Here is a 25,509-nt window from a genome sequence, read left to right as displayed (position 1 = left end):
GGCCGGTTGCACGGGTTACTTTCCGCCCTGGTTCGCGACCGCGGCGGCGCCTGCGGCGGCGGCCTCGGGGTCCAGGTAGGTGCCGCCGGGGTTGAGCGGCTTCAGGTTCTCGTCCAGGTCGTAGCGCAGCGGGATGCCCGTGGGGATGTTCAGCCCGGCGATGTCCTCGTCGGAGATTCCGTCGAGGTGCTTGACGAGGGCGCGCAGCGAGTTGCCGTGCGCGGTGATCAGGACGGTCTTGCCGGCCAACAGGTCGGCCGAGATGGTCTCTTCCCAGTACGGGATCAGGCGGACGACGACGTCCTTCAGGCACTCCGTGAGCGGGACCTCGTCGAGGTTCGCGTAGCGGGGATCGGTGTCCTGGCTGTACTCGCTGCCCGGCTCGATCGTGGGCGGCGGGGTGTCGTAGCTGCGGCGCCACAGCATGAACTGCTCGTCGCCGTACTTGTCCTTGACCTGCGCCTTGTTGCGTCCCTGCAGGGCGCCGTAGTGGCGCTCGTTGAGACGCCAGTCGCGGATGACGGGAATCCAGTGCCGGTCTGCCGTGTCGAGTGCGATGTTGGCGGTGCTGATGGCGCGGCGCAGCAGCGACGTGTACAGCACGTCGGGGAGCAGATCGTGCTCGAGCAGCAATTCGCCGGCGCGCTTGCCCTCGGCGATGCCCTTATCGGTCAGGTGGACGTCCACCCAGCCGGTGAACAAGTTGAGCGCATTCCATTCGCTCTCGCCGTGGCGGAGCAGCACAAGGGTTCCGGTACTCATGCCGTTCATCCTGGCATGCCTGCCGGAACCCTCGCGCCGTGAACCCCCGCCGTCAGCTCCGGCGGGCCTCGCCGGCCCGGAGGTCCTTGCGGAGGATTTTGCCTGCGGCGGACTTGGGAACGAGGTCGATGAACTCGACCTTGCGGACCTTCTTGTGCGGGGACACCCGTTCCGCGACGAACGCAATCACCGCGGCCTCGTCCAGCCCTTCGGCGCCGGGCTGGGCGACGACGAACGCCTTCGGCACCTCCTCACCCTCGTCGTCGAGGACACCGATGACGGCGGCGTCGGCGATCTGCGGGTGCGTGAGCAGCAGCGCCTCCAGTTCGGCGGGCGGCACCTGATAGCCCTTGTACTTGATGAGTTCCTTCATCCGATCCACGATCGTGACGACCCCGTCGGCGTCGACGGTCGCGATGTCCCCGGTGTGCAGGAACCCGTCCGCGTCCAGGGTTTCCGCGGTGGCCTGCTCGTTGCCGAGGTATCCGGCCATGATGTTCGGACCCGCACACCACAACTCACCCGGTGCGCTGACCCCCTCGGTGGGGTAGTCGACCTCCTCACCGGTGGCGGGGTCGACGAGTTTGCATTCCATGTTCGCGATGGTCGGGCCAACCGAGTCGAGGGCGATGTCGTCGCGGTCGAACGGGATCGCGTGCGAGACCGGGCTCATCTCCGACATCCCGTAGCCCTGCCGGACCCGGCAGCCGAGCCGGTTCGCGACGGCCTTCCCCAGTTCCTGATCCAGCGGGGCGGCACCGGAGAAGATCGAATGCACACTCGACAGGTCGTAGTCGTCGACCAGCGGGTGCTTGGCCAATGCGACCGCGACCGGCGGGGCGATGAACACGTACGTGCATTTCTGTCCGGAGACGATGCGCAGGAATTCGACGAGGTCGAACTTCGGCATCGTCACCAGCGCGGCCCGGTTGTAGAGGGCGGCGTTGAGCAGCACCGTCATCCCGTAGATGTGGAAGAACGGCAACACGGCGAGGAGTTTGTCGTCGGCGCCGATGCCCATCCGCGGGTTGATCTGACAGACGTTGGCGACCAGGTTGCGGTGGGTGAGCATCACCCCCTTGGGGCGGCCGGTGGTCCCCGACGAATACGGCAGCACCGCGAGGTGGGTGGCCGGGTCGAACGACACCTCCGGGGCCGGGTGGGCCTCGGTGAGCAGATCCCGCAGCGACGGGTGCCCGTCGGCGCCGTCGAGGACGATCACGTTCTCGTCCGGGATCCCGACCGTGGCGGCGGCGGCCCGGGCCTGGGGCAGCAGGGGGGAGACGGTGAACAGGAACTTCGCGTGCGAGTCGGTGAGCTGTTTGGCGATGTCCTCGGCGGTGTAGAGGGCGTTGATCGTGGTGGCGACACCGCCGGCGCGCAGGATGCCGTGGAACACCGCGGCGAACGCGGGCACGTTCGGTGAGTGCAGGGCCACCACCTCACCGACCGCGAGACCGCGGGCCGCCAACACCCCGGCGACCCCGCCGATCTGCGTCACCAGGGTTTGGTAGGTGGTGACCGTACCGGAGGCGCCGTCGATCAGAGCGGGCCGCTCCCGATCCGCCGGGTCGACCTGACCGAACAGGAAATCGTAGACACTGAGGTTCGGGATCTCGACGTCCGGAAACGGGCTCTTGAAGCTCACGTGGGTCACTCCCTCGAAGTGTTGCAGCAGCAGTTGTGATACCAGTCACAGGTTCGCCGCAACTCTACCCGCGCGCAATTCCTTTCCGCGGGAGGTCAACCCACACTCAGGGCTGCGAGTCCTCGATGAGATGTTCGAACGGTTTCAGGTTCGCCAGCGACTCGCCGCGCGAGACACGCCATTCCCACTCCCGCTTGATGGAACCGGCGAATCCGAGTTCGAGAAGGGTGTTGAAGTCGCCGTCGGCCGCCTCGAGCACCTGTCCGAGAATGCGGTCCAGTTCGTCCGCGGTCACCGCATGCTCGGCGATCTGACCGACCAGGTAGATGTCGCCGATCTTGTCGATCGTGTACGCCACCGAATACAGCCGGCGGTTGCGCCGCAGCAGGTACTTGTAGACGCCTTCGAAGTTCTCGTCGGGCTTGCGGCAGACGAACGCCTCGACGCGCAGGCCGTGCTTGCCGACGGTCAGCAGCGTGGTGGTCTTGAGCTTGCGCTCGCCGGGCAACTCGACGACGAAGTGCGTCGAGTCCTTCTTCGTGAAGTCCAACTCCCGGTCGGTCAGGGCGGACTCGATCACGTCGGTCAGGTCGGTCATGCGCGCACTCCCCCGACCCGGCGCAACTTCCACAGTCCGCGTCCGCGACGCGGGGAGAACTCGCTCGGGCCGTGTCCGTAGTTGTAGTTGACGGTCGCCATCCGATAACTCTCGAGGAGTCCGTCGGCGGTGTGTTCCCAGGAGAAATTCTCGGCGTGCCGCGGAGCCTCGGCGGCCAGCGCGGCGAGGCGGGCCGGTTCGGAGACCAGCGACTGCAACGCCGTCGCCCAGTCCTCGGTGCGGTGCCCGTCCACGAGGAGCCCGGTCTCGCCGTTGCGGACCGCCACGCCGAGTCCGCCGACGTTCGCGGCGATCACCGGTGTGCCGCAGGCCTGCGCCTCGATGGCGACCAGACCGAACGATTCCGAATAGCTCGGCACCGCAACGAGATCCGATGCCCGGTACACGTCGGCGAGCCGATCGGGCGCCTGCGGCGGGAGGAACGTGACCCGCGCGGCGATGCCGAGCGAGGACGCGAGTTCGATCAGCGCGTCCGGCCGGGCCAGTCCGGATCCGGACGGACCCCCGACCACGAGCACCCGCAGCGTCGACTCGGGGTCCCGGGCGATCAGTTCGGCGGCGGCGCGGAGCAGGACGTCGGGAGCCTTGAGCGGCTGGATGCGTCCGACGAACGTCACGACGGTCTCGCGGGGGTCGAGTCCCAGCTTCGCGCGGGCGGCGTCCCGGTCGCCCGGGCGGTACCGCGTCAGGTCGGCGCCCGGCGCCACCACGTCGATCCGGTTCGGGTCGGCGCCGTAGTGGCGGACCAGCTGATCGGATTCGTCGGTGGTGTTGGCCACGAGCCGGTCGGATTCGGCCACCACCTGCTGTTCACCGATCTGACGGGCGGCGGGTTCGGGGGTGTCCCCCTCGGCCAGCGACAGATTCTTGACCGCGGCGAGCGTGTGCGCGGTGTGCACGAGCGGCACACCCCACCGGTCGCGGGCGAGCCAGCCGACCTGCCCCGACAGCCAGTAGTGCGAGTGCACCAGGTTGTAGTAGCCCGGTTCGTGGCGGGCCTCCTCGCGGAGCACCCCGGCCACGAACGCGCAGAGTTGCGTCGGCAGATCCTGCTTGTCGAGCCCCTCGAACGGGCCGGCCACGACGTTGCGGACGAGGACGCCCGGCGCTGCTTCCTGGACCGGGGCGTCGGCGGACGACGTGGCCCGGGTGAAGATCTCCACCTCCACGCCACGGCGGGCCATCTGGATGGCGGACTGCAGCACGTAGACGTTCATGCCGCCCGCGTCTCCGGTACCGGGCTGCGCCAGGGGTGAGGTGTGGACCGAGAGGACGGCCACCCTGCGGGGGCGCGAGTTGTGCAAGGGCGTCACCACTCCATAGTGCTCCCCCACCGATCGGCGCCTTTAACCGAGGTTGTCGACGAACGCGCCGACCTCTTTCACGAACCGGCCGGGATCCTCGACGAACGGCCCGTGGTCGCAGCCTTCCCAGAACGACGCCCGCGCCTGCGGGATCAGGTCTGCGGCGTGCCTACCAGCCGAGACGTCGACGACGGAGTCCTCGGTGCCGTGCAGGACGAGCACCGGCACGTCGAGCGACCGGAGCAGGTCGTCGTGGCTCGCGGAGCGGTTGAACAGTGCGGCCCGCACGTGTGGCGGGGTGGCGAGGCTGGCGCCGAACAGCGCCTGCGACTGCGCGCCCTTGCCTTCCGGCGGTCCGGTGAGCGCGTTGCCGAACGCGCCCAGCGCGCGGATCGCCTCGCGCGGTTCCTCGGACATCGCGCCGGGGATCGCGGCGCGCATCGCCGCACCGACCTTGCCGCCGGCCTCCCCGCGGCCGATGCTGGTGATGGCTCCGACGAGGACGACGCCGTCGACGGCGGACGTGCCGTGGGACGCCAGGTAGTCGCAGATCACGAGGCCGCCGTAGGACCAGCCGAGGAGCACCGCACCGGACGTGACGCCTTCGGCCGTGAGCACGGCTTCGACGTCCCCGGCCCAGATCGCGGAGTCGTCGTAGCCTGCGGCCGGCGCACCCGAGTAGCCGTGTCCGCGAAGGTCGACGGCGATGACGCGGTAGCGGGCGGCGAGTTCGTCGAGCACCGTGGGACCCCAGCACTTCGACGACTGCGCCCAGCCGTGCAGGAGAACCAGGGCCCGCGCGTCGGGGTCACCGGTCACCGAGTAGACGAGGGGCGTTCCGTCGACGCCGACTGCTTCACGAATAGCCATGGGGTCACCATAGAGGCCAGCAGTGCGGCGACCGCCGCCACCGCGTACCCGGCGGTGGTGCCGAATTCGTCGATCATCCGGCCTGCGAGCGCCGACCCGACGGCGACGCCGACACCGAGTCCGGTGACGATCCAGGTGATGCCTTCGGTGAGCGCGGCCGCGGGCACGATCTGCTCGACCAGACCGGTGGTGACGATCATGATCGGAGCCACCGTCATCCCCGCCACCGCGTAGGCGACGGCGAGCGCCGGGATGCTCCCCGCCAGCAGCAGCGGCACCATCAGCACCACTACCGCGAGGACCGCGACCATCAGTTGTTTCCGGAGCGACGCCGACACCCTGACCGCGCCGAACACGAGGCCCGCCGCGGCGGACCCGGCCGCGAACAGGGCCAGCACCACCGTGGCGGAGGCGGGCGCGTCGTGGCTCCGGGTGAAGGCGATGGCACCGACGTCGATGACGCCGAATATCGTGCCCATCGACACCATCACCGCCACCAGGATCCACAGCGCGGGCGTCCGGACGACGGACGGGCGGCCGTCGTCCGGCGACGAGTGCACGGGCGGCTCCGTGCCGCGCTGCGCGACGAGCGCGAGGGTGCCGACCACCAGCAGCACGAGTCCCGCGAGTGGTCCCGCCTCGGGGAACACCGTGACGGAGAGCCCGACGGAGACCACCGGTCCGGCGATGAAGCACAGTTCGTCCACCACCGCCTCGAACGCGAACGCCGTCCGCAGCAGTGGCGTCCCGCGGTACAGCTCGGTCCAGCGGGCGCGCACCATCGCACCGATCGTGGGCATGCAGCCGGCCGGGACGGCCCACACGAACAGCACCCAGTCGGGGGTCCCGAACCGGACGCACAGCAGCATCGCGGCGAGGGACGTCGCGCTGATCCCCGACGCGACGGGCAGGACGCGTGACTGCCCGTAGCGGTCGACCGCCCGGGACACGACCGGCGTGATGAACGCGTAGGTCAGTGCGAACACCGCGGCCAGGGCGCCGGCGAGCGCGTAGTCGCCGCGCAGTTCGGACAGCATGGTGACGATGCCGATGCCGACCATGGCGATCGGTACGCGCGCGACGAATCCTGCTGCCGAGAACGCTGCGGAGCCGGGGGCGGCGAAGATCTGACGATAGGTACCGAGCACGCGTCGAGCCTCACAGATCGTGGCCGCGACTTCCAGCACGTGCAAGTATTGCGCTCATGAGTGTCCTGGTGTGTTTCCACGCCCATCCCGACGACGAAGTGTTCACCACCGGCGGCGTGATGCGGCAGGCCGCCGACGCCGGTCACCGCGTCGTCGTGGTGACCGCGACGGACGGGGCGCTCGGCGAGGCGCCCGAGGGGATCCTGATCGACGGCGAGACGCTCGCCGAGCGCCGGCGCCGCGAACTCGAGGAGTCGACGTCGCTGCTCGGCGCCCAGCGTGTGGTGTTGCTGCACTACGCGGATTCCGGGATGGCGGGTACGCCGGAGAACGAGAACCCGGCGGCGTTCTGCAACGTCGACGTCGAGGAGGCAGCCGCCCGGCTGGCCGCGATCCTCGTCGAGGAATCCGCCGACGTAATCACGATCTACGACCCCAACGGGGGTTACGGGCACCCCGATCACGTCCAGGTGCATCACGTGGGTCTCCGCGCCGCCGAACTGGCCGGTGTGCCGCACGTCTACGAGGCGGCCGTCAGCCGCGACCACATCCGGCGACTGATGGCCGCGAATCCGGAATGGTCCGAGAACGCCCAGCCACCGGACCTCGACACGTTCGGTCTGCCGGACTCCGAGATCACCACGGTCGTCGACGTCTCCTCGGCGATGGGCGCCAAACGCGCCGCGATGCACGCGCACGCCACCCAGATCGGGGACTTCGGCCCGTTCCTGCAGATGCCCGAGGAGCAGTTGCAGGCGGCGTTCGGTCAGGAATGGTTCCGCCGTCGCGGGGCGCCTGCGGGGCTCGCGGAGTCCTCGCTTCCGCTCTGACCGGAACTGCCTGCGCGGGTTCGGGTCCGCGCCTAGCATCCACGGGTATGGATCCCGCTGATCTCGTCGCGACCATGCCGTTCGCCGTGCATACCGGGGTTCGCCTCACCAAGGCCGCGCCCGAGGAGGTCGTCGGGCACCTCGAGTGGGACCAGCACCGCACCACGGCGGGAAACAGCATGCACGGCGGGGCGCTGATGACACTCGCCGACAGTGTCGGCGCCGTCTGCGCGTTTCTGAATCTTCCGGCGGGGGCATCCACGTCGACCACGAGTTCGAGCACCGTGTTCACCCGCGGCGTCCGCAAGGGCACCGTCACCGCGACGGCGCGTCCGCTGCACGCCGGGCGCACCACGGTCGCCGTCGTCACCGAACTGCGGGACGACGAGGACCGGCTGGTGGCGCAGGTGACGCAGTCGCAGGCGGTGCTCTACCCCCAGCCGGGAAGCTGAGACCTCGTGTCGAGACTGCTGCGGGCGTACCGGTCCACGGGTGCGGATCTGCCGTTCGGCAACGTCCTCGCCGCGCACGACGTCGCGATGGAGGGCTATTTCTGGCGGTTCACCCAGCCCGCGACAGGACAGGTCGTCATCGCGCTGGCCGGAATCAACAGGGCCGCGGACGGCCACTGGGCGACACTCGGTCTGGCCGGTCACCCCACCCGGTTCCTGCGGACCGCCGCGCATCCAGAGGGCTACGCCAACCCGGCCGGACTCGGCGCGTTCGCCGGCGACGCGTTCCGCGGGTCCGTCGACCGCGTGCGGGTGGATCTCGGACCGGACGCCCGCCTCGACGTCCGGATCCGCGGCCAGGTCCCGTGGCCGCGGCGCAGGCTCGGCGGGTCGAGCGTGTTCCAGACCGTGCCCGCACTGAACCAGTACTGGCATCCGTGGTTGCTCGGCGGACGGGCCGAGGGAACCGCGGTGCTGGGCGGCACCGACATCGACCTCGACGGCGCCCAGGTCTACGCCGAGAAGAACTGGGGCAGGGGCGGATTCCCCGACTCGTGGTGGTGGGGCCAGGCCCAGGGATTCGCCGACCGGCGGGCGTGCGTCGCGTTCGCCGGCGGCGAGATCACCGCGCGCGGGCTGCGCACCGAGGTCACGGCCGTCGTCGTCGCGCTGCCCGACGGCACAGTATTCCGCCTCGGCAACCCGGTCACCTCCCCCGTCCGGGCGCACGTGACGGACGAGCGGTGGTCGCTGCGCGGCCGCGGCCGCACGTGGAGCGTCGAGATCGAGGGCGCCTCCCCGCTGGGCTCGGCCCACGTGCTGCCGGTTCCGCTCCCCGCCGAGCGTCGCAACATTCCCGGCGCCCTCGAGCATCTGGCGGGTTCGATGAGTGTCACGGTCCGCCGCCGTGGCGCGCTCGTCTGGGCGGACGAATCGCCGCTCGCCGCGTTGGAGCACGGCGGGATCGAGCGGGCGCGGGCGGAACTGCGCAAGCGAGGCGCGCCGCCGGACGCGACGTCGGCGCCGCCCCTCAGCTGATCACCTCGAGTTCGGGTGGCTGCAACGCCTCGACGATCTCGTCGGTCTCCGCGTGCAGAACCCCGATTCGTCCGGCCTCCTCCAGGTGACGCGCGTCGACGCCGGAGATCGCATCGGCGGCGACGAGCACCTTGTAGTCCCGTTCGCCGGCATCGACGATCGTGGCGCGCGGACAGTTGGGGTAGTTGCACCCCGCGATCACGACGGTGTCGACCCGCCACCGGCGCAGGTGGTCGTCGAGGCAGGTGCGGTAGAACGCACTCCACCGCGGCTTGAACAGGATGTGCTCGGTGGGCGAGACGGCCTGGAGGTCACCGGCCAGGAGCGATCCGGGGTCGAGGACCGGCACACCCAACTCGGGGGCCACCTGGGATCCGGCGGTGCCCGGCCTGACCAGATCGAGCCCGGCGGCGATCACGCGGCGCCGGCACAGGTCCACGTCGTCGCCCTCGTACAACCGGACGACGTGCACGATCGGGGCCATGGACTCCCGGTAGGCGTCCACGAGACGGGCGATCGCGGGCAGCACCGCCGACGTGCCCGGGATCGGGGCCGTCCCGCCGTTCGCGAAGTCCACCTGCATGTCGACGACGAGCAGCGCGGACCGGCCGAGATCGGGAGCGAGGAACGGATCCGAGTTCTGCCGCCAGTGCGTCACGCAGCAAATCTAACGCTCACGCGGTCCCTGTAGCGGGAATCACAGGGACCGGACCATGGGCATGAAACGCGAGTTTGGGACGATGGAACGGGTGGGGTAGTTCGAGAAGGGTCCCGACCGATGACTGTGAGCGATGAGAACTGGCCGATGATCGGCGCGACAGGGGCGCGCTTCGGATCGGCCGGCCGCCGCCGGAGCGGCAGGAAAGAGCAGTCGCCGACGGCCGAACCGAGCCCGTCGCAGTCGGTCGAGTGGGTGGAGCCCGGGCGCGCCGAGGCCGTTCCCGAGCAGGCAGAGGCCGTGTCCGAACCTACCGGTCGGGCGCCCGAGATTGCAGAGCCTTCAGAGTGGGCGGAACCCGAGGAGACGGTCTCCATCGTCCGGCCGTTCATTCTCACGGGTGGGCGGACGGAGTCCGGGGTCGATCTGCCGTTGGAGGCGGTCATCGTCGCCCGCGCCGACGGGGACGCCGTCGTGGACGCGATGCCGGCGCCGGACGAACCGCGCCGCGTGTTCGCGCTGTGCTCGGAACCGCGGTCGGTGGCCGAGATCGCGTCGCTCGCGTCGATCCCGCTCGGGGTCGCGCGGGTACTCGTCGGCGACCTCGCGGCGGCCGGGGCGGTCACCGTGAACGAGACGGCCGGATCCACCGGCCCGGACCGGAAGCTGATGGAACGCGTCCTCGACGGGCTGCGCAAACTCTGAAAGCGCGGTCGCCGGGCAGATGCACACGAATTCGTCAGCCGCACAGGAAATTGCTTGCGCGGCTGACGAATTGCTGTGAAACTACGGCGACGTCCGGCGCATCGCCCCGACCGGGTCGGAGTAGATGGTGCTCAGCGACACCACCGTCGACGCGTACTCCTGCACCCGGTTGCCGAAACCGGAAATGCGAATGTCCCTGCGCTCCAAAGACGATGCCTGCGCGAAGGCCTCCGCGACGTGCGGGATACCGGCCGGGTACTCGGTGAACGCCTGGCCACCGAGGATCACGCGGTCCGGGTTGAACAGGTCCCGCAGCATCGCGACGGTCTTGCCGAGCACCTGCGCGCGTTCCACCAGAATCTCGTGCGCGGGAGCGGAACCCGAGGACGCCGCCTTGTAGAGCGCACTCATCGTCGGACGCTGATTCGACTCGGGGAGGATGCCGGCGTCGAGCGCGGCGGAGATGACCGCGCGATCGCTGATCGTCGCCTCGAGGCATCCGCGTGAACCGCACGAGCACTGCGCCGACGAGCCGGTCGGCAGGTGCGCGATGGAACCGGGTCCGCTCGACGGCGTGTGGACGCGGCCGTCGATGGTGATCGCGATTCCGGCAGTCTCACGGGCGTAGAAGTAGAGGCCCGTTTCGCCTTGCGCGACACCGTCTTCGCTGTCCGGGCTCAGCAGCAGCTCGGAGGCGGCCATCGCCTCGACGTGCGCCGCGACGGAGACGGGCAACCCGAGTCCGGTCGCGATGATGGCGCCGACCTGAGCGGACTTCCACCCCAGCCGGGGGTGGTCGACGACACCGGTCTGCGCATCGACGCGCCCGCCGAGCGCGACACCCGCCCACAGCGGGCGACGCCGGTGCCAGCGGGACGCGAAAGCCCTTGCGCTGCGGGCGATGCCGGTCAGCGCGTCGGCGGATGCGCCCTGCGGGGTGGGCACCTCGACCACCCCGAGGACCTTCCCGCGGAGGTCGCTGGCGATGATGCTGGTCACGACGGCGCCGATGTGGATACCCACGGTCAGGTACGGCTCGTGGTTGACCTCGAACGGAACACGCGGACGGCCGATCGCGCCGGAGGGCGTGAGATCGCCACGCTCGCGCAGCAACCCGAGGTCGAGGAGTGCCGATACCTGACGGTTGACGGTGGCGATGCTCAGTCCGGTCGCCTTCGCCGCGACGTCCCGGGACAGCGGCCCGCGTGACCGGGCCACCCGCAGAACGCCGGCGGCGGGGCCGTCGCTGATCCGCAGTTCGGGGGGAACGATGTGGAGACGGGGTCGGGACACGGGCCGCTGGAATCGAGACGCGGATCCGGTGCGGATGGGGCTGGAAAGGGTGGGGGTAGACACGTGGCAGTCCTTGCATGCGGAGGCGGTGCGCACCTTCGTCCGAACGCTGCATCGGCCCCGGGTGGAGATGGGGGCGACCGAGGACGATCGATCAGGAGAAGATTGCGCGAATTAGCTGCAGATGCTGAGACAGCGACAACACAGTTCCCGCGCCAAGGGCAGCCGCGAACCCAGCGCGGAAGTCACGTAGGTGACCCGCGGAGCGGTCGACTGGCCTGAGGACATGCCACGAAAGTAGCAGCTTCGGTCGGTTTCACCAATCCGAAGGCGCGACGGCGTGCACCGGCGTGACACCCCGCTTCCCCAGTTCCCGCTGCTGCGGGGCGGGGGCACCGGCAGCACCGGGAGACCGACACCACTCTTGACGGGGGACCGTGTTTCACGACACAATACGCCGAGATACCAACCGAACGTACGGTTATAGGAGCGAGATGTATCGATGGGATCCTCACAGGTCGGCACACCGGGCCCGGAGTTGTCGATGAAGACGACGAGGGCGGCGCTCGCCCTCGGAGTGGGACTCACCGTGCTGCTGACGGCCTGCACGACCACCGGAACGCAGAACTCCACCGCAGCCGGAATCACCGTCAAGCGGGACGGCTACGGAATCCCCCACGTGTACGCCGACACCACGCGCGCGCTCTACTCCGGCTACGGCTACTCCGTCGCCGAGGATCGGCTGTTCCAGATGGAGATGGCCAAGCGGTCGTCGATCGGCACGGCCGCCGAGGTGCTCGGACCCGATTACGTCGAGATCGACAAGACGGCCCGCAACAGCATCGATCCGCAGTCGATCGAGGATCAACTCGCCCGACTGCCGCAGGACGAACGCGACATCTTCGACGGCTACGCCGAGGGGTTCAACAAGCGGATCGACGAGGTCGCCGCAGACCCGGAACACCTGATGCCGAAGCAGTTCCTGGACGGCGATTTCCGGCCGGAGCACTGGACCGGGTACGACGTGGCGATGGTCTGGGTGCAGACCATGGCCAACAGGTTCTCGCAGTCGAGCAGTGAACTCGCGAACCTCCAGGTCCTGAAGAGCCTGCAGGCGAAGAACGGCGACGAGAAGGGCCGGCAACTCTTCGACCAGCTGATCTGGGCCGAGGAAGACCCCGCCGCCCCGACCACGGTCCCCCGCGACCAGTCGACTTCATCCGACGACGAACCGCACGCGATGTCCCGGGAAGCCGGGCTCTCCGACGTGACGCAGGCGCTCCCCGACGCGAATCTGACCCGCATGAAGACCGCGGGCGGGGGCGAGTGGCCGCACATGAAGCCCGAGGCCAGCAACCTGTGGATGGTCGGCGCCGACAAGACCACCGACGGCACATCCGTCCTCATGAACGGACCGCAGTTCGGCTGGTTCAACCCCTCCTATGTGTACGGCGTGGGTTTGCACGGAGCCGGCTTGGACGTCGCGGGCAACACGCCCTATGCCGTCCCGACCGTTCTGTTCGGCACCAACAAGACGATCTCGTGGGGAGCGACCGCCGGCCCGCTCGACGTCAACGACGTCTATCAGGAAGTCCTCGACCCCTCGAACGAGCACGCCTACCGATTCGACGGCGAGTACCGCCCGATGGGGGTCCGGAACGAGACGATCAAGGTCCGGGGCGGGGCCGACGTCGCATATCCGGTCTATTCGACTGTGCACGGCCGCGTCACCAGCTTCGACACCCCGAACGCAAGCGCGTACTCGCTGAAGGAGAGCTGGGCGGGGTACGAGATCCAGTCGCTGGTCGCCTGGATCGACATCATGAAGGCCACGACCTGGGACGAGTTCCTCGAGCAGGCGAAGAAGGTCGCCATCACCATCAACTGGTACTACGCCGACAACGAGGGAAATATCGGCTACGTCTCCCCCGGTCGACTGCCCGTCCGCCCGGCCGGCCAGGACCTTCGGCTTCCCGCGATCGGTGACGGCAGCATGGAGTGGGAGGGCATCCGGCCCTTCGAGGACAACCCGCAGTCGTACAACCCCGAGCAGGGCTACCTGGCGAATTGGAACAACCAGTCCGCGGCGGGCGCACTCGCAGACGGCTACAACTGGTCCCCCGTCGACCGCGTGCGGGCCATCACCACTCGTCTCGAGGCCAAGGACAAGCTCACGCCCGGAGAGATCTGGGACATCAACCGGCAGACGTCGTTCGCGGACCTCAACGTCGACTATCTGCTGCCGTACCTGGAGCAGGCCACCGGGCAACTGCCGGGCAGCGACCCGGTCGCCGCGGTCGTGAACCTGCTCCGCGGCTGGGACGGGCAGGCCACCGACGACAACGCGGACGGCGTGTACGACGGACCGGAACCGGTGATCATGCGCACGTGGCTGCCGATCCTGTTCGATGCGGTGATCCGGGACGACCTTCCGGAAGACGTGTACGCGTCGTACGCGGCCAAGGTGTACCCCGCCGCGGGCACCGCACGTCCCGCCGAGGCGACGAAACTCGTCTACAACGCCCTGCGCGGTGACGAGTCCGGCGTTCCGCAGACCACCGACTTCTTCAACGGAGCGGACCGCATGTCCGTCCTGCGTACGACGTTCGGCCAGGCGATGGACCGGCTGCGCGCCGAGCAGGGCCCCGACCCCGCCGGCTGGAAGTTGCCGGTCGCCGCGAACCGGTTCGACTACAAGAACTACCTGGGCGTTCCCCAGGCCGGTGCCGACGAGGTGCTGTCGCTGTCGCCGTACATGAACCGCGGAACCCAGAACGACCGCATCGTGCTCGGCGACGGCATCGCCGACCTCTGCACCGTCGGGCCGCCCGGCCAGAGCGGTTTCATCGCACCGGACGGCACGCGGTCACCGCACTACAGCGACCAGATGGACATGTACCGGAACTTCCAGTGCAAGACCGACCCGCTGACCGAACAGTCGGTTGATGCGAACACGACCGGCGAGGTGACGTTGAACTAGCGGGTTCGGCAGTTCGGTAGGCATTCCTCATCCCCCTGCCGGGGCGGCACCTCCGCCGCCCCGGCACCCTCGAAGGACATCGACATGACCTCCACGCAGATCTCCGTGACACCGCAGGCGCCCGTCCGGCCGCTGAAGGTGGCCGGCGCCAGCCTCATCGGGACCGCCATCGAGTGGTACGACTACTTCATCTACGGCATGGCCGCCGCGATCGTGTTCGGCCCGCTGTTCTTCCCGTCCTTCTCCTCGATCGCGGGCACGCTGGCCGCGTTCGCGACGTTCTCCGTCGGCTTCGTCGCGCGGCCGATCGGCGGCGTCGTGATGGGCCACTTCGGTGACCGCATCGGACGCAAGTCCATGCTCGTACTGTCGCTGATGCTGATGGGCGGCGCGACCGTCGGCATCGGGCTGCTGCCCACCTACGCCACCATCGGCGTCTGGGCGCCGATTCTGCTGGTCACCCTGCGTTTCGTTCAGGGAATCGGCGTCGGCGGGGAGTGGGGCGGCGCCGTGCTGATGGCGGTGGAACACGCACCCGCCAACCGGAAGGGCTTCTACGGGAGCTTCCCGCAGATGGGTGTGCCCGGCGGTCTGATCCTGGCGAATCTCGTGTTCCTCGGGGTGTCGACGAGCCTCAGCGAGGAAGCGTTCCTGGCGTGGGGCTGGCGGATCCCGTTCCTGGCCAGCGCGGTGATGGTGCTGATGGGTCTCGTCATCCGGTTCACCATCACCGAGAGCCCCGACTTCGAGAAGGTCAAGGACACGCACCGCGATCAGCGACTGCCGATCGTCACCGTCCTGCGGGAGAACCTGCGCGAAGTGCTGCTGTCCGCGGGCGCGTTCATCGGCATCAACACCGTCGGATACATCTTCATGGCGTACCTGCTGTCCTATTCGACGAAGGTCCTGGGCATGAGCAAGACGCTGGTGCTCGTCTTCACGCTGGTCGCCTCGTTCGTGTGGCTGATCGTCATCCCCGTCGCGTCGATGCTGTCGGACCGGTACGGCCGCCGGCGACTGCTCGTCACCGGCTCGGTCGGGCTGACGTTTTGGGCGGCGGCGCTGTTTCCGCTGATCGATCTCGGGAACCCCGCGGTGATGATGGTCGCGCTTCTCGGCACGGCCGTGTTCATGGGCATCGTGTACGGGCCGATCGCCGCACTGTTCACCGAATTGTTCAGCGCCGAGGTCCGGTACAGCGGTGCGTCGCTCGGCTACCAGATCGGTTCGGTTCTCGGTGGCGGGCTCGCCCCGACGGTGGCCGCCGCGCTGTACGCGAGCTGGGGTTCGTCGGCACCGATCTCCGTGTACCTCACCGCGGTCACGCTGCTCAGCCTGCTGTGCGTCGTCGCGATCACCCGGAAGGTCCGCGCCGCCGCGTAGCACCGACACGATGGATCCACCCGTCTCCGCCGCACCGCCCGCCGGTGCGGCGGAGACGTCGTCGTGCGCCCGCCCGTTGCGATCAGGGTGACGCAAATCCTTCCGGCGACACAGCCCCGATGGTTCGGTTACAGGACTCCACACCGTCTCCGGTATCCGAAAGGCCCACCATGTCCATCGATTTCGCGCCCGAGCCCGTGACCGACGCCGAGGGTTCCCAGAACGCGGCGAGCGTCGTCAAGCTGGGCGCCCACATCGGCGCCCGGATCGACGGCGTCCAGCTCGGCGGCCAGCTCGACCCCGCCACCGTCTCCCTCATCCGTCAGGCCCTGCTCGAGCACAAGGTGATCTTCTTCCGCGGCCAGGAACATCTCACCGACGACTCGCAATACGAGTTCGCGGAACTTCTCGGCTCCCCCACCACGGCGCACCCGACCGTCACCTCGCGCGGCGCCAAGGTGCTGCCCATCGACTCCGACTACGGCAAGGCCAACAGCTGGCACACCGACGTCACGTTCGTCGACCGCATCCCGAAGGCGTCGATCCTGCGCGCCGTGGAACTCCCCACGTACGGCGGAACCACCACCTGGGCGTCGGGTGTCGCCGCCTACAACGCGCTGCCCGAGCCGCTGAAGGTCCTCGCCGACAACCTGTGGGCGACGCACACCAACGTCTACGACTACGCGGCGACGAGCGCCGAACGCGCGCAGGACGAGAAGTCGCAGGAGTACCGCGCCGAGTTCCAGTCCACGTACTTCGAGACGGAGCACCCGGTGGTGCGGGTCCACCCCGAGACCGGCGAGCGCACACTGCTGCTCGGCCACTTCGTCAAGAAGCTGGTCGGACTGAGCAGCACGCAGTCGCAGGCGCTGTTCAAGGTCCTGCAGGATCACGCCATCTCGCTCGAGTTCACCACCCGGTGGAACTGGCAGTCGGGCGACGTCGCAATCTGGGACAACCGTGCCACTCAGCACTACGCCGTCGCCGACTACGACGACCAGTACCGGCGACTCCACCGCATCACCCTGGCCGGCGACGTCCCCGTCGACGTCCGGGGCGAACGCAGCCGCAGCGTCGCAGGCGACGCGAGTGACTACTCCGTCATCGACGAGCCCTAACATGTCGGCATGACCTTTTCACCTGACACCCGCATCGCCGTCGTCACCGGAGCGAGCTCCGGAATCGGCGAAGCCACCGCCCGCACCCTGGCCGAGCAGGGATTTCATGTGGTGATCGGGGCTCGGCGACTGGATCGTCTGGAGAAGATCGCCGAAGACATCGGCGGTACCGCGCTCGAACTCGACGTCACGGACCAGGATTCCGTGGACGCGTTCGCCGCGGTACTGCCGAGGGTCGACGTGCTCGTGAACAACGCGGGCGGCGCCAAAGGACTGGCCACCGTCGCCGAGGCCGACCTCGACGACTGGCGGTGGATGTGGGAGACCAATGTCCTGGGCACCCTTCGGATCACCAAGGCGCTGCTGCCCAAGTTGATCGAGTCGGGCGACGGCCTCGTCGTCACCGTCACGTCCCTGGCCGCGATCGAGGCGTACGACAACGGTGCCGGGTACACGACGGCCAAGCACGCGGAGGGTGTCCTGCACCGCACGCTGCGCGGGGAACTGCTCGGCAAGCCGGTCCGTCTCACCGAGATCGCTCCGGGCGCAGTGGAAACCGAGTTCTCGCTCGTGCGGTTCGAGGGCGATCAGGACCGGGCCGACAAGGTCTACGAGGGCATCACGCCGCTGGTGGCCGCAGACGTCGCGGACGTCATCGGGTTCGTCGCCTCCCGGCCGTCCCACGTGAACATCGACCAGATCGTCGTCAAGCCACGAGATCAGGCTTCGTCCGGGCGTTTTCACCGTACGACGTAGGCAACTTCGCGGCGATCCTCCTGTCCTGGTGTTCGAGGAACAGGACCACCGCCCACAGTCCCGCGACGATCGACGCCACACCCAGCAACATCCATCCCATCCCACAGCCCCCTGCCGATCAACGACTTTCGACCGAAACGGACTGTCGGGGTCGTCCGTCGACCCCTCGACAGCGGACGACTCCCCACAGTTGTGTCACCCGAGAACGCGGCGCCGTTGACGCGTCCTCATTCAGGTAGACGCACCGGATCCGCTTTCGGTTCCACCGAATGTGGAGAAAGTTCGCCGACCCGTAGGTGAGCGGCAAAGTGTGCCCGAGCACGCTTTGCCGCTCACCTATGCGAGGGCCGAGAGGGACTGCCAATCGGGCCAGCTGACAGCCCAGTCGTAGATGTCGCCGTCGGCGGCCGACAGGTCGATGGACGTCCCGGTCACCTCGACGGGGTCGCCGTACAGCGCGGTGCCGAAGTACTCCTGAGCGTCGCCGAGGGACAGGTTGATGCAGCCGTTGGTGACGTTCGACGAACCCTGGACGCCGATGGTCTCCGGGTTGGCGTGGATGAACTCGCCGTTGTTGGAGATGCGGACCGCCCACCGTTCGCGGACGTTCTCGTAGAACGGCGGGTTGGACATGAGGAAGTCCTCGTGCTTCTCGGTCACCATGTGGATGCCGCTGCGGGTGACGTTGCGCGCCTCGTTGCCCTCGCCGTAGCTGACGGGGATGTCCATGATGGTTTCGCCGCCGCGCACCACCTGCATGCGGTGGCTGGGGGCGTTCGCGATCACGATCTGACTGCGCCCGACAGTGAAGTTCAGCGACAGGTCCTGCTCGCCGTAAGCTCCCCCGCCGAAGTCCACTCCGTACAGCTTCGCGTCCAGGGCGACGGTGGTGCCGGGCGCCCAGTAGTTCTGGGGACGCCAGTGCGCCCGCGATCCGTTGTCGTCGGGCAGCCACGCCCAGGAGCCGGGGGTGGGCGGGTTGGTCGTGACGGTCATCGCCTTCTCGACCGCCGCCTTGTCCTCGACGGACTCGTGGAACTGCACGATGATCGGGGCGGCGATCCCGACCTCCTGGCCGTCGCCGATGTTGAGGGTCGCGCCGATCGTCTCGTCGGGTTCGAGCGTGGTGAAGCTGCCGTCGACGGTGACGGACTTGCCGTCCGTGCCGAGCGCCGTGCCCTTCCACGTGTAGGTCGCGCCGTAGCCCAGCGCCTCCCCGACGGTGAACGTGGTCCGGTCGGGTGACAGCACACCCTGCACGGCACGCCCGTCGGCGTTGACGAGGGAGATGTCGGTGAACGTGCCCTGCGACGCGGTCGCGGAGATCGGCGCCACCGGGCTGACGTCCTCGGTGCCGGACGCCGGATTCTGGGTGACCTCGACCGCCGGTTCGGGGGGCGCGGTGGCGGTTCCCGGCTCGGAGACCGTGCATCCGGTCAGCAAAAGGAGAAACGCGATCAGCGCCGTCGCGATCAGCGCGACGCGCGACCGACTTGTCCGGGAACCCAGTTCATGCACAGCTAACAGGTTACCTGCGCTACCGACCTGCCTCAGATCGCGCAGCCGACCGTCACGGGTTCGGGTTCGAGCCGGACACCGAATGCCGACTGGACGCCGTCCCGCACGTCGCGAGCCAGTGCCAGCAGGTCTTCGGTCTTCGCGGCGCCCCGGTTGGTCAACGCGAGGGTGTGCTTGGTCGACAGCCGCGCGACGGCGCTCTCGCCGGGATACCCCTTCGAAAAGCCGGACCGCTCGATCAGCCAACCGGCAGACAACTTCGTTCCGCCGTCGGCCGGGTACTGCGGAACGGTGACGTCGCCGAGGCGGGTCTCGATCGCGGCGAGGACGCCCGCCAGCTCGCCGTCGGAGACGACGGGGTTGGTGAAGAACGAGCCCGCGCTCCAGGTGTCGTGGTCGTCGGGGTCCAGCACCATGCCCTTGCCCCGGCGGAGATCCAGCACGGCGCCCCGGACCTGCGCCGACGGCAACCGGTCGCCCTCGGAACCGTCGAGCGCCGAGACGAGTTCGCGGTAGCGCAGCGGCTCGGACAGTCCGTCGGGATGCACGGTCAGTTCGACGGCCAGTACGAGTGCCGCGTCGGAGTGCTTGAGGACGCTCGTGCGGTACCCGAGGCCCAGCGCGGCGGGTTCGACCCAGCGCGCCTCACCGGTCCGCCGATCGAGGAGGTGCACCCGCCGCAGCATCGACCCGATCTCGACGCCGTACGCACCGACGTTCTGCACCGGGGTGGCCCCGGTCGACCCGGGGATCCCCGACAGGCATTCGAGCCCGCCCAGTTCGGCGGCGACGGTCTGCGCGACCACCTGATCCCACTCGGCGCCAGCCTCCGCAGTGACGAATCCCTCCTCCAGACCGACAGTGGTGTTGCACACACGCACCACCACACCGTCGAATCCGTCGTCCCCGACGACGAGATTGGAGCCGCCCGCGAGGATCAGCGTCGGGATGTGCGCGGCGTCGAGAAGACGCACCACGTCGACGAGGACCTGCGTGGTCGGGCACTCCGCCACGATCCGCGCCGGCCCGCCGACCCGCAGCGTGGTCATCCCCGACAGTTCGAGGTTTTCCGACACGAACGCGCCCGAATCGACGAGTTGACTGACAATGCTCACATCCCACACAACCGCAAACGGTAGCGTGGCCGATCGTGAGCCGCCGCATCGAGCATTCGTCGTCCTATGCGTTTCCCGTCGCCCAGGTCCATGCGGGCCTGATCACCGAGCAGTACTGGCGCGACCGTCTGGACGAGGTCGGCGGACCGGGGGCCGCCCTGGACCAGGTCACGACCGGGCCGGGCACCATCTCGGTGGCCATGTCGCAGTCGATCCCCGCCGAGCACCTGCCCAGTATCGTCTCGAAGGTCCGTCCGGGCGACCTCGTGATCAAGCGCACGGAGACGTGGGGCACGCTCGACGGCGATCACGCCGAGGGCACGTTCACGGCCGAGGTGGTGGGTGCGCCTGCGACGATCTCCGGAACTCAGACGCTGAAAGCCGACGGTTCCCGGGCGAACGTGCAGGTCGAAGGCAAGGCCGAGGTCAGGATCCCGCTGATCGGCGGCAAGATCGAGAACGCGATCGCGGACGAGGTCCTCCGCCTGATCGCGAAGGAGCAGGAGTTCACCGAGCAGTGGCTCGGGGGCTGACCTGGGGCGGGTGTCCGTTGTGTCAGGTCCCAGCCGGTAACCTAGGCGATCATGGCTCGCCGCATCGACTACTCAGCCCGTTACAAGCACACCCCCAAAGAGGTGTACAACGCGTTCACCAACCGTGACTACTGGGATGCGCGCATCGAGGAGATGCGGAAGTACTCCGAGAATCACATCGAGCACTTCGACGTGAACGACGACGGGATCGACATCGTCCTGCACCACATCCTGCCGCGGTCGGAACTCCCCGAGGTCGCGCAGACCGTGATGAAGAAGGACATGGTCATCACGCGCAAGGAGTCGTACACGCCCTTCGGTGAGCCGACCACGGGCACGTACGAGGCGTCGATCCCGGCGGGTCCCGGCAGTCTCACGGGCACCATGAAGCTGTTCGCCACCGAGACGGGGTGCACGTTCCGCACCTCGTCCGAGGCGAAGGTGTACCTGCCGTTCATCGGCGGGAAGCTCGAGCAGCTGATGCTCGTGAATCTGATCGACCTCTTCCGCGCCGAGGCCGAGATCACCGAAACGTGGTTGTCGCAGCACTAGCACCCACTGCACGGATTTCCCATGACTTCAGCGACGCTGAGGCGGCCTCACGGTGTCATCACCCGGGGTACGACAGGCATCAACCGGCTGCGCCGCAGCGACCGCTGGCTCGTCCACGACGCGCTGGTGCGCCGGACGCTGCACGCGTCCGCTGACCCGCTCGTCGTCGACCTCGGGTACGGCGCCCGGCCGCACACCACGTTCGAGCTCGCCGACCGGTTGACCGCGGTGCGCGGCGACCGCCGGGTGGTCGGGCTCGAGATCGACCCCGAGCGTGTGGTCGAGAGCAGGAACGGAGTGAGTTTCGCCCGCGGCGGGTTCGAGCTCTCCGGACTGCGTCCCGTCCTGGTCCGTGCGTTCAACGTGCTGCGGCAGTACCCCGAGGATGCGGTCGGGCCGGCGTGGGCGCGGATGCAGTCCGGGCTCGCACCGGGCGGGTTGATCCTCGACGGCACGTGTGACGAACTGGGCCGCCGCTGCGCGTGGGTGCTGCTCGACGCCACCCGCCCGCTGTCGCTGACGCTGGCGTGGGATCCGTTCGCCGTGGAGAAGCCGTCGGACATCGCCGAACGACTGCCCAAGGCGCTGATCCATCGCAACGTCCCGGGTGAGCCGGTCCACGCTCTCCTCGCTGCGGCGGATCGCGCATGGGCCACCGCGGCGCCGCACGGCTCGTTCGGACCGCGGGTGCGGTGGCGCGCCGCCCTCGAACTGCTGCGCGCGCAGGGACTTCCCGTGCAGCCGCAGCGCCGGCGGATCCGCGACAACATCCTCACCGTTCCGTGGGATCTGGTCGCGCCCGGTTCCGGCACGAATTAATTCACGCGACATCCCCCGACGCGGCCCGTAGAGTCGGTTCACGAAACATGTTGTGCCGGTGCGCAGGCGAGGGCTACTTCGACTGTGGATCGCGTGGTCGCCGGTTCGAATCCGGTCAGGGACGCAGGTCCCTGTAGCTCAGTGGTAGAGCGCGTCCGTGCCTCCGCCGACTCCGAACTCGGCACGACATGCGTGCGCGCCACCCGGTGCGCAGACGACGGATACTTCTCAGGTGAAGTGCGCAAGCACGCGGTTCGACTCCGCACCCCGTCGTCGCCTCGACCTCGGGTGGCGCGCACCCACGAGCACCGACACCTCCCGGAAGGAGGAACAACCATGAGCAAGTTCAACCCGAAGACGCTGCGCCGCACCAAGGTACGGAGCCCCATCGCGTCGGAGACGCAACCGTCGGGCCGCACCTTCGAGGGCGGCAGCGGCTACGCCCGCGACGCGAAGAGCGAGTTGTTCCTCCTCGCGGTCACGAACATGGTCGGTGAACACACGTTCTACGAGTCGGCGTCGGACCGCGACGGACGGTTCGTCGCGCTGATCCACGAGGTCGCACTGTCGGATCCGGAGTGGACCGCCCGCCTGATCGGGTGGCTGCGCCGCGATGCGCATCTGCGTTCCGCGTCGGTGGTGGCCGCGGCCGAGTTCGTCCGGGCCCGGCTGGGTGCCGGACTGCACGGCGGCAACCGTGCCGTCATCTCTTCCGCACTGGAGCGGGCCGACGAGCCGGGCGAGATCCTCGCGTACTGGATGTCCCGGCACGGTCGTTCGATTCCGAAGCCGGTCAAGCGCGGTGTCGCCGACGCCGCCGCCCGGCTGTATTCGGAACGCTCACTGCTGAAGTGGGATTCCGAGGCCAGGGACGTCCGCTTCGGCGACGTTCTCGAGCTCACCCACGCGTCGCCGTCGGCGGCGTGGCAGGGCGAGCTGTTCCGGCACGCGATCGACCGGCGGCAGGGGCGTGAGAACGCCGTGCCTGCCGGTCTGCGCGTGCTCACGGAGCGGGCGGCGCTGGCGGCACTCCCGCCGGAGGACCGGCGTGCCGTCCTCCGGACCCCGGAGCGGCTGTCGGCGGCCGGCATGACGTGGGAGTCGCTCGCCGGCTGGCTGCAGGGACCGATGGATGCCGCGGCCTGGCAGGCGGTGATCCCGTCCATGGGGTTCATGGCGCTTCTCCGTAACCTGCGGAACTTCGACGAGGCCGGGATCCCCGACCACGTTGCGGAGCAGGTGGCGGCCAGGATCGCCGATCCGGGCGAGGTCGCGCAGTCGCGGCAGCTGCCGATGCGATTTCTCGCGGCGTACCGGAACGCGCCGAGCCTGCGGTGGGGACATGCGCTCGAGCGTGCGCTCGGGGCGTCGCTGTCCGCGGTCCCGTCGCTGCCCGGCCGCACCCTGGTTCTCGTCGACCGGTCCGGATCGATGTTCTACAGCCGCGTCTCGGCGCGGTCGGAGCTGACGAGGGCGGACGCGGCCGCCGTGTTCGGCACCGTGCTGGCGGCACGCGCCGCGCGCGCGGACCTCGTCGAGTTCGGCACGAACAGCCGGGCCGTGCCGTTCGCGAATCAGGCGGTGCTGCGCGTGGTCGACAGCTTCGGCGACCTCGGCGGCACGGACACTGCGGCGGCGGTGCGGAAGCACTACCGCGGCCACGATCGCGTCGTCATCGTCACCGACGAGCAGGCGGCGTGGGGTGATCCGACCCGGCACGTCCCGGCCGACGTCCCCGTCTACACCTGGAACGTGGCGGGCTACCGGCACGGACACGGACCGGCGGGGTCCGCGAACCGTCACACGTTCGGCGGACTGTCGGACGCGGGGTTCTCGATGATCCCGCTCCTGGAGGGCACCCGGGACGGCGAGTGGCCGTTCTGACTCGAACGGCGACCCGTCAGGTGCAGGTGGCCAGTGCGTGTTCGACGCGCTGCGCCACCTGCGCCGGCAGGGATCCGCATTCGCTGTGCAGTGCGCGCGCGTCGAGTCGCCCGATCGCGACGCCGTCGGCGACCACCTCGTCCAGCAGTTCCTGCGAGATTCCGCTGGCGGCGAGGTCGAGTGCCGTGCACAACGGCGTTGTGATGCGCAGCGGGCCGACCTGCTCGCAGTCCTCCGGGCGGAGTGACCGCCGGTGCAGCGCCAACTGCTGAGTCGGCGAGGGCGGCGACAGCACCGTCGAGAGGTGGATGAAGCGCGGGTACAGGTGCCCGAGACCGTGAAGTTCGGCGGCACTCTGGTGGGAGACCGCGGCGGCGGCACCGAACCAGGTACACCACTTCGCGAACTCCTCGAGATCGGAGTGCGGACAATCCTTCAAGCGGAACAGGTCTCGCTCTATCTTGATCCACGAGCCGTCGGCGAGTCGCTCGCCGATCTCGTCGGCAGCGAAACCGAGGCGCAGCACCTGCGCAGTGGTGAAGAAACCCGCCTGAGCCGTCGCGACGCGTGTCAGCTCTTCACCGACACCTTCGCGCTCCGGGTCACCGGGACGTGGAGCCAACCATCCGGACATTCCCCTACATTACTGGGCAATTGTGGCACGTATCACAATTTCTGCGGATCTCGGCGACGCGCCGCCGACGCATTCACAGAATTTGTTCAGAGTTGTCGGGAAGAATCCGTGTAATGGCAGCCCGAACGAACTCCGCACCCCGAAGTAACCGTGTGCTCGTCATCTCTCTGGTCGTCATCGCCGCGCTCGTGGCGGTACTCGTCGGCGGCGAACTCTTCGTCCGCCACAGAGTGAAGACCTGCATGGCCGACCAGTTCGAGAGCCAACTCGGCTCGCAGGTCGACGTGGGACTGAGCTGGAAGCCGGTCCTGCTCCAGTCCGTCGACAAGAACGTCCCCTACATCACCATCGACAGCGACGACACCAAGTTCGGCCCCGCGCAGGGAATGCAGGTGCACGCCCAGGTCAACGACATCCGGATCGAGAACACCGCGGACAGCAGCGGCACCATCGGCAGTTCCGACGCGGACATCACCTGGTCGACCGCCGGCATCCTCGCGACGCTGCAGCAGCAGGCGTTCGGCTCGCTGATCAGCGGTGTCACCGCCGATTCGAGCGCGGGAACCCTGAGATTCTCCGTCGGCCCGGCCGGACTCGCGGATCTGACCGTCAAACCGGAGGTCGTGAACGGGACCGTGAAAGTGAACACGGTGGGTGCCGAGATCCTCGGTTTCGGGCTCCCCACCGACCTCGTCGACGGCGTGGTCCAGATCCTGACCTCGAGCCTGCAGACCTACCCGCTGGGCATGCAGCCGACGACGCTGAAGGTCACCGACGACGCCATCGAGATCACCCTCGAAGGCGGCGCCTACACGATGCCTGCCGCCCCCACCCAGCAACAGCAGCAGGAACAGCAGAGCAGCTGCGGTCTTCTCGTCTGATCGGCCGGG

The 25,509-nt window shown here is 68.7% G+C and carries 24 protein-coding genes; 13 read left to right on the top strand and 11 right to left on the bottom strand.

The window, feature by feature from the left end; translation table 11 throughout:
• Nucleotides 1-15: 15 nt before the first annotated feature.
• The 6 genes from JWS13_RS35260 to JWS13_RS35235 form a co-directional block, all read right to left on the bottom strand.
• Complete coding sequence (locus JWS13_RS35260; RefSeq protein ID WP_206010028.1) at nt 16-771, bottom strand: phosphoglyceromutase; 756 nt, start codon at nt 769-771, stop codon at nt 16-18.
• A gap of 43 nt (nt 772-814) precedes the next feature.
• Nucleotides 815-2,410: an AMP-binding protein gene (locus JWS13_RS35255; protein WP_206010027.1), complete on the bottom strand. Its 1,596-nt coding sequence runs from the start codon at nt 2,408-2,410 to the stop codon at nt 815-817.
• Nucleotides 2,411-2,516: 106 nt separating this feature from the next.
• Entirely contained in the window at nt 2,517-3,008 is a 492-nt protein-coding gene (locus JWS13_RS35250) for a type III secretion system chaperone family protein (RefSeq protein WP_206010026.1), read from the bottom strand.
• Entirely contained in the window at nt 3,005-4,363 is a 1,359-nt protein-coding gene (gene mshA, locus JWS13_RS35245) for a D-inositol-3-phosphate glycosyltransferase (protein WP_192582095.1), read from the bottom strand. Before mshA ends, JWS13_RS35250 begins: the two co-directional genes overlap by 4 nt.
• Nucleotides 4,364-4,375: 12 nt before the next feature.
• Nucleotides 4,376-5,203, bottom strand: a complete 828-nt coding sequence (locus JWS13_RS35240; protein WP_206010025.1) for an alpha/beta fold hydrolase — start codon at nt 5,201-5,203, stop codon at nt 4,376-4,378.
• The gene (locus tag JWS13_RS35235; protein ID WP_206010024.1) at nt 5,149-6,351 is read right to left on the bottom strand and encodes an MFS transporter; all 1,203 of its coding nucleotides are present in this window, start codon (nt 6,349-6,351) and stop codon (nt 5,149-5,151) included. Before JWS13_RS35235 ends, JWS13_RS35240 begins: the two co-directional genes overlap by 55 nt.
• Before the next feature lie 56 nt (nt 6,352-6,407).
• Here JWS13_RS35235 and JWS13_RS35230 point away from each other — a divergent pair, with 56 nt between their 5' ends.
• Genes JWS13_RS35230 through JWS13_RS35220 form a run of 3 tightly spaced genes read left to right on the top strand, consistent with a single transcriptional unit; the run spans nt 6,408 to nt 8,671 of the window.
• Entirely contained in the window at nt 6,408-7,181 is a 774-nt protein-coding gene (locus tag JWS13_RS35230) for a PIG-L family deacetylase (RefSeq protein WP_206010023.1), read from the top strand.
• Nucleotides 7,182-7,228: 47 nt separating this feature from the next.
• Nucleotides 7,229-7,633, top strand: coding sequence for a PaaI family thioesterase (locus JWS13_RS35225; RefSeq protein WP_206010022.1), 405 nt, complete (start codon nt 7,229-7,231; stop codon nt 7,631-7,633).
• Between the two features lie 6 nt (nt 7,634-7,639).
• The gene (locus JWS13_RS35220) at nt 7,640-8,671 is read left to right on the top strand and encodes a tocopherol cyclase family protein (RefSeq protein ID WP_206010021.1); all 1,032 of its coding nucleotides are present in this window, start codon (nt 7,640-7,642) and stop codon (nt 8,669-8,671) included.
• Here the strand turns inward: JWS13_RS35220 and JWS13_RS35215 are convergent.
• Nucleotides 8,664-9,329 carry a cysteine hydrolase family protein gene (locus tag JWS13_RS35215; protein WP_206010020.1) on the bottom strand — a complete coding sequence of 222 codons (666 nt, stop codon included), beginning with the start codon at nt 9,327-9,329 and terminating at the stop codon, nt 8,664-8,666. The two genes, JWS13_RS35220 and JWS13_RS35215, sit on opposite strands and share 8 nt — an antisense overlap.
• 120 nt (nt 9,330-9,449) lie before the next feature.
• Between JWS13_RS35215 and JWS13_RS35210 the strand changes: the two genes are divergently transcribed.
• A complete protein-coding gene (locus JWS13_RS35210; RefSeq protein ID WP_206010019.1) occupies nt 9,450-10,034 on the top strand; it encodes a DUF742 domain-containing protein in 585 nt (194 codons plus the stop codon).
• Nucleotides 10,035-10,115: 81 nt separating this feature from the next.
• On the opposite strand, the gene JWS13_RS35205 is transcribed toward JWS13_RS35210, so the two are convergent.
• Nucleotides 10,116-11,390, bottom strand: coding sequence for an ROK family transcriptional regulator (locus JWS13_RS35205; protein ID WP_206010018.1), 1,275 nt, complete (start codon nt 11,388-11,390; stop codon nt 10,116-10,118).
• Between the two features lie 439 nt (nt 11,391-11,829).
• Here JWS13_RS35205 and JWS13_RS35200 point away from each other — a divergent pair, with 439 nt between their 5' ends.
• The 4 genes from JWS13_RS35200 to JWS13_RS35185 all read left to right on the top strand — a co-directional run bounded on the left by JWS13_RS35200 (nt 11,830) and on the right by JWS13_RS35185 (nt 17,564).
• Nucleotides 11,830-14,307: a penicillin acylase family protein gene (locus JWS13_RS35200; RefSeq protein WP_241032458.1), complete on the top strand. Its 2,478-nt coding sequence runs from the start codon at nt 11,830-11,832 to the stop codon at nt 14,305-14,307.
• An 84-nt stretch (nt 14,308-14,391) separates the two neighbouring features.
• Nucleotides 14,392-15,690, top strand: coding sequence for an MFS transporter (locus JWS13_RS35195; RefSeq protein ID WP_206010017.1), 1,299 nt, complete (start codon nt 14,392-14,394; stop codon nt 15,688-15,690).
• Nucleotides 15,691-15,860: 170 nt separating this feature from the next.
• On the top strand, nt 15,861-16,808 hold the full coding sequence (locus tag JWS13_RS35190; protein ID WP_206010016.1) for a TauD/TfdA dioxygenase family protein: 948 nt from the start codon (nt 15,861-15,863) through the stop codon (nt 16,806-16,808).
• Nucleotides 16,809-16,817: 9 nt separating this feature from the next.
• A complete protein-coding gene (locus JWS13_RS35185) occupies nt 16,818-17,564 on the top strand; it encodes an SDR family NAD(P)-dependent oxidoreductase (protein WP_206010015.1) in 747 nt (248 codons plus the stop codon).
• A gap of 336 nt (nt 17,565-17,900) precedes the next feature.
• Here the strand turns inward: JWS13_RS35185 and JWS13_RS35180 are convergent, their stop codons facing one another.
• Together JWS13_RS35180 and JWS13_RS35175 are read right to left on the bottom strand one after the other, a co-directional pair.
• Nucleotides 17,901-19,082, bottom strand: coding sequence for a L,D-transpeptidase (locus JWS13_RS35180; RefSeq protein WP_206010014.1), 1,182 nt, complete (start codon nt 19,080-19,082; stop codon nt 17,901-17,903).
• 32 nt (nt 19,083-19,114) lie between these two features.
• On the bottom strand, nt 19,115-20,206 hold the full coding sequence (locus tag JWS13_RS35175; protein WP_241032457.1) for a UDP-N-acetylmuramate dehydrogenase: 1,092 nt from the start codon (nt 20,204-20,206) through the stop codon (nt 19,115-19,117).
• Nucleotides 20,207-20,232: 26 nt separating this feature from the next.
• Here JWS13_RS35175 and JWS13_RS35170 point away from each other — a divergent pair, with 26 nt between their 5' ends.
• The 4 genes from JWS13_RS35170 (at nt 20,233) to JWS13_RS35155 (ending at nt 23,985) form a co-directional block, all read left to right on the top strand.
• Nucleotides 20,233-20,730 carry a DUF2505 domain-containing protein gene (locus JWS13_RS35170; RefSeq protein WP_206010013.1) on the top strand — a complete coding sequence of 166 codons (498 nt, stop codon included), beginning with the start codon at nt 20,233-20,235 and terminating at the stop codon, nt 20,728-20,730.
• Between the two features lie 51 nt (nt 20,731-20,781).
• Nucleotides 20,782-21,282, top strand: coding sequence for a DUF2505 domain-containing protein (locus JWS13_RS35165; RefSeq protein ID WP_160100307.1), 501 nt, complete (start codon nt 20,782-20,784; stop codon nt 21,280-21,282).
• Nucleotides 21,283-21,303: 21 nt separating this feature from the next.
• A complete protein-coding gene (locus JWS13_RS35160) occupies nt 21,304-22,101 on the top strand; it encodes a class I SAM-dependent methyltransferase (RefSeq protein WP_206010012.1) in 798 nt (265 codons plus the stop codon).
• Between the two features lie 336 nt (nt 22,102-22,437).
• Entirely contained in the window at nt 22,438-23,985 is a 1,548-nt protein-coding gene (locus JWS13_RS35155) for a TROVE domain-containing protein (protein ID WP_206010011.1), read from the top strand.
• Between the two features lie 16 nt (nt 23,986-24,001).
• Here the strand turns inward: JWS13_RS35155 and JWS13_RS35150 are convergent, their stop codons facing one another.
• On the bottom strand, nt 24,002-24,619 hold the full coding sequence (locus tag JWS13_RS35150) for a type IV toxin-antitoxin system AbiEi family antitoxin domain-containing protein (RefSeq protein ID WP_124395579.1): 618 nt from the start codon (nt 24,617-24,619) through the stop codon (nt 24,002-24,004).
• A 113-nt stretch (nt 24,620-24,732) separates the two neighbouring features.
• Here JWS13_RS35150 and JWS13_RS35145 point away from each other — a divergent pair, with 113 nt between their 5' ends.
• On the top strand, nt 24,733-25,500 hold the full coding sequence (locus JWS13_RS35145) for an LmeA family phospholipid-binding protein (protein ID WP_124395578.1): 768 nt from the start codon (nt 24,733-24,735) through the stop codon (nt 25,498-25,500).
• Nucleotides 25,501-25,509 lie beyond the last annotated feature (9 nt).

The organism is Rhodococcus pseudokoreensis (assembly GCF_017068395.1).
Classification (GTDB): Bacteria; Actinomycetota; Actinomycetes; order Mycobacteriales; family Mycobacteriaceae; genus Rhodococcus_F; species Rhodococcus_F pseudokoreensis.
The sequence above is the reverse complement of the archived record's forward strand: the minus strand, read 5'-3'. Positions and strand labels throughout refer to the sequence as shown.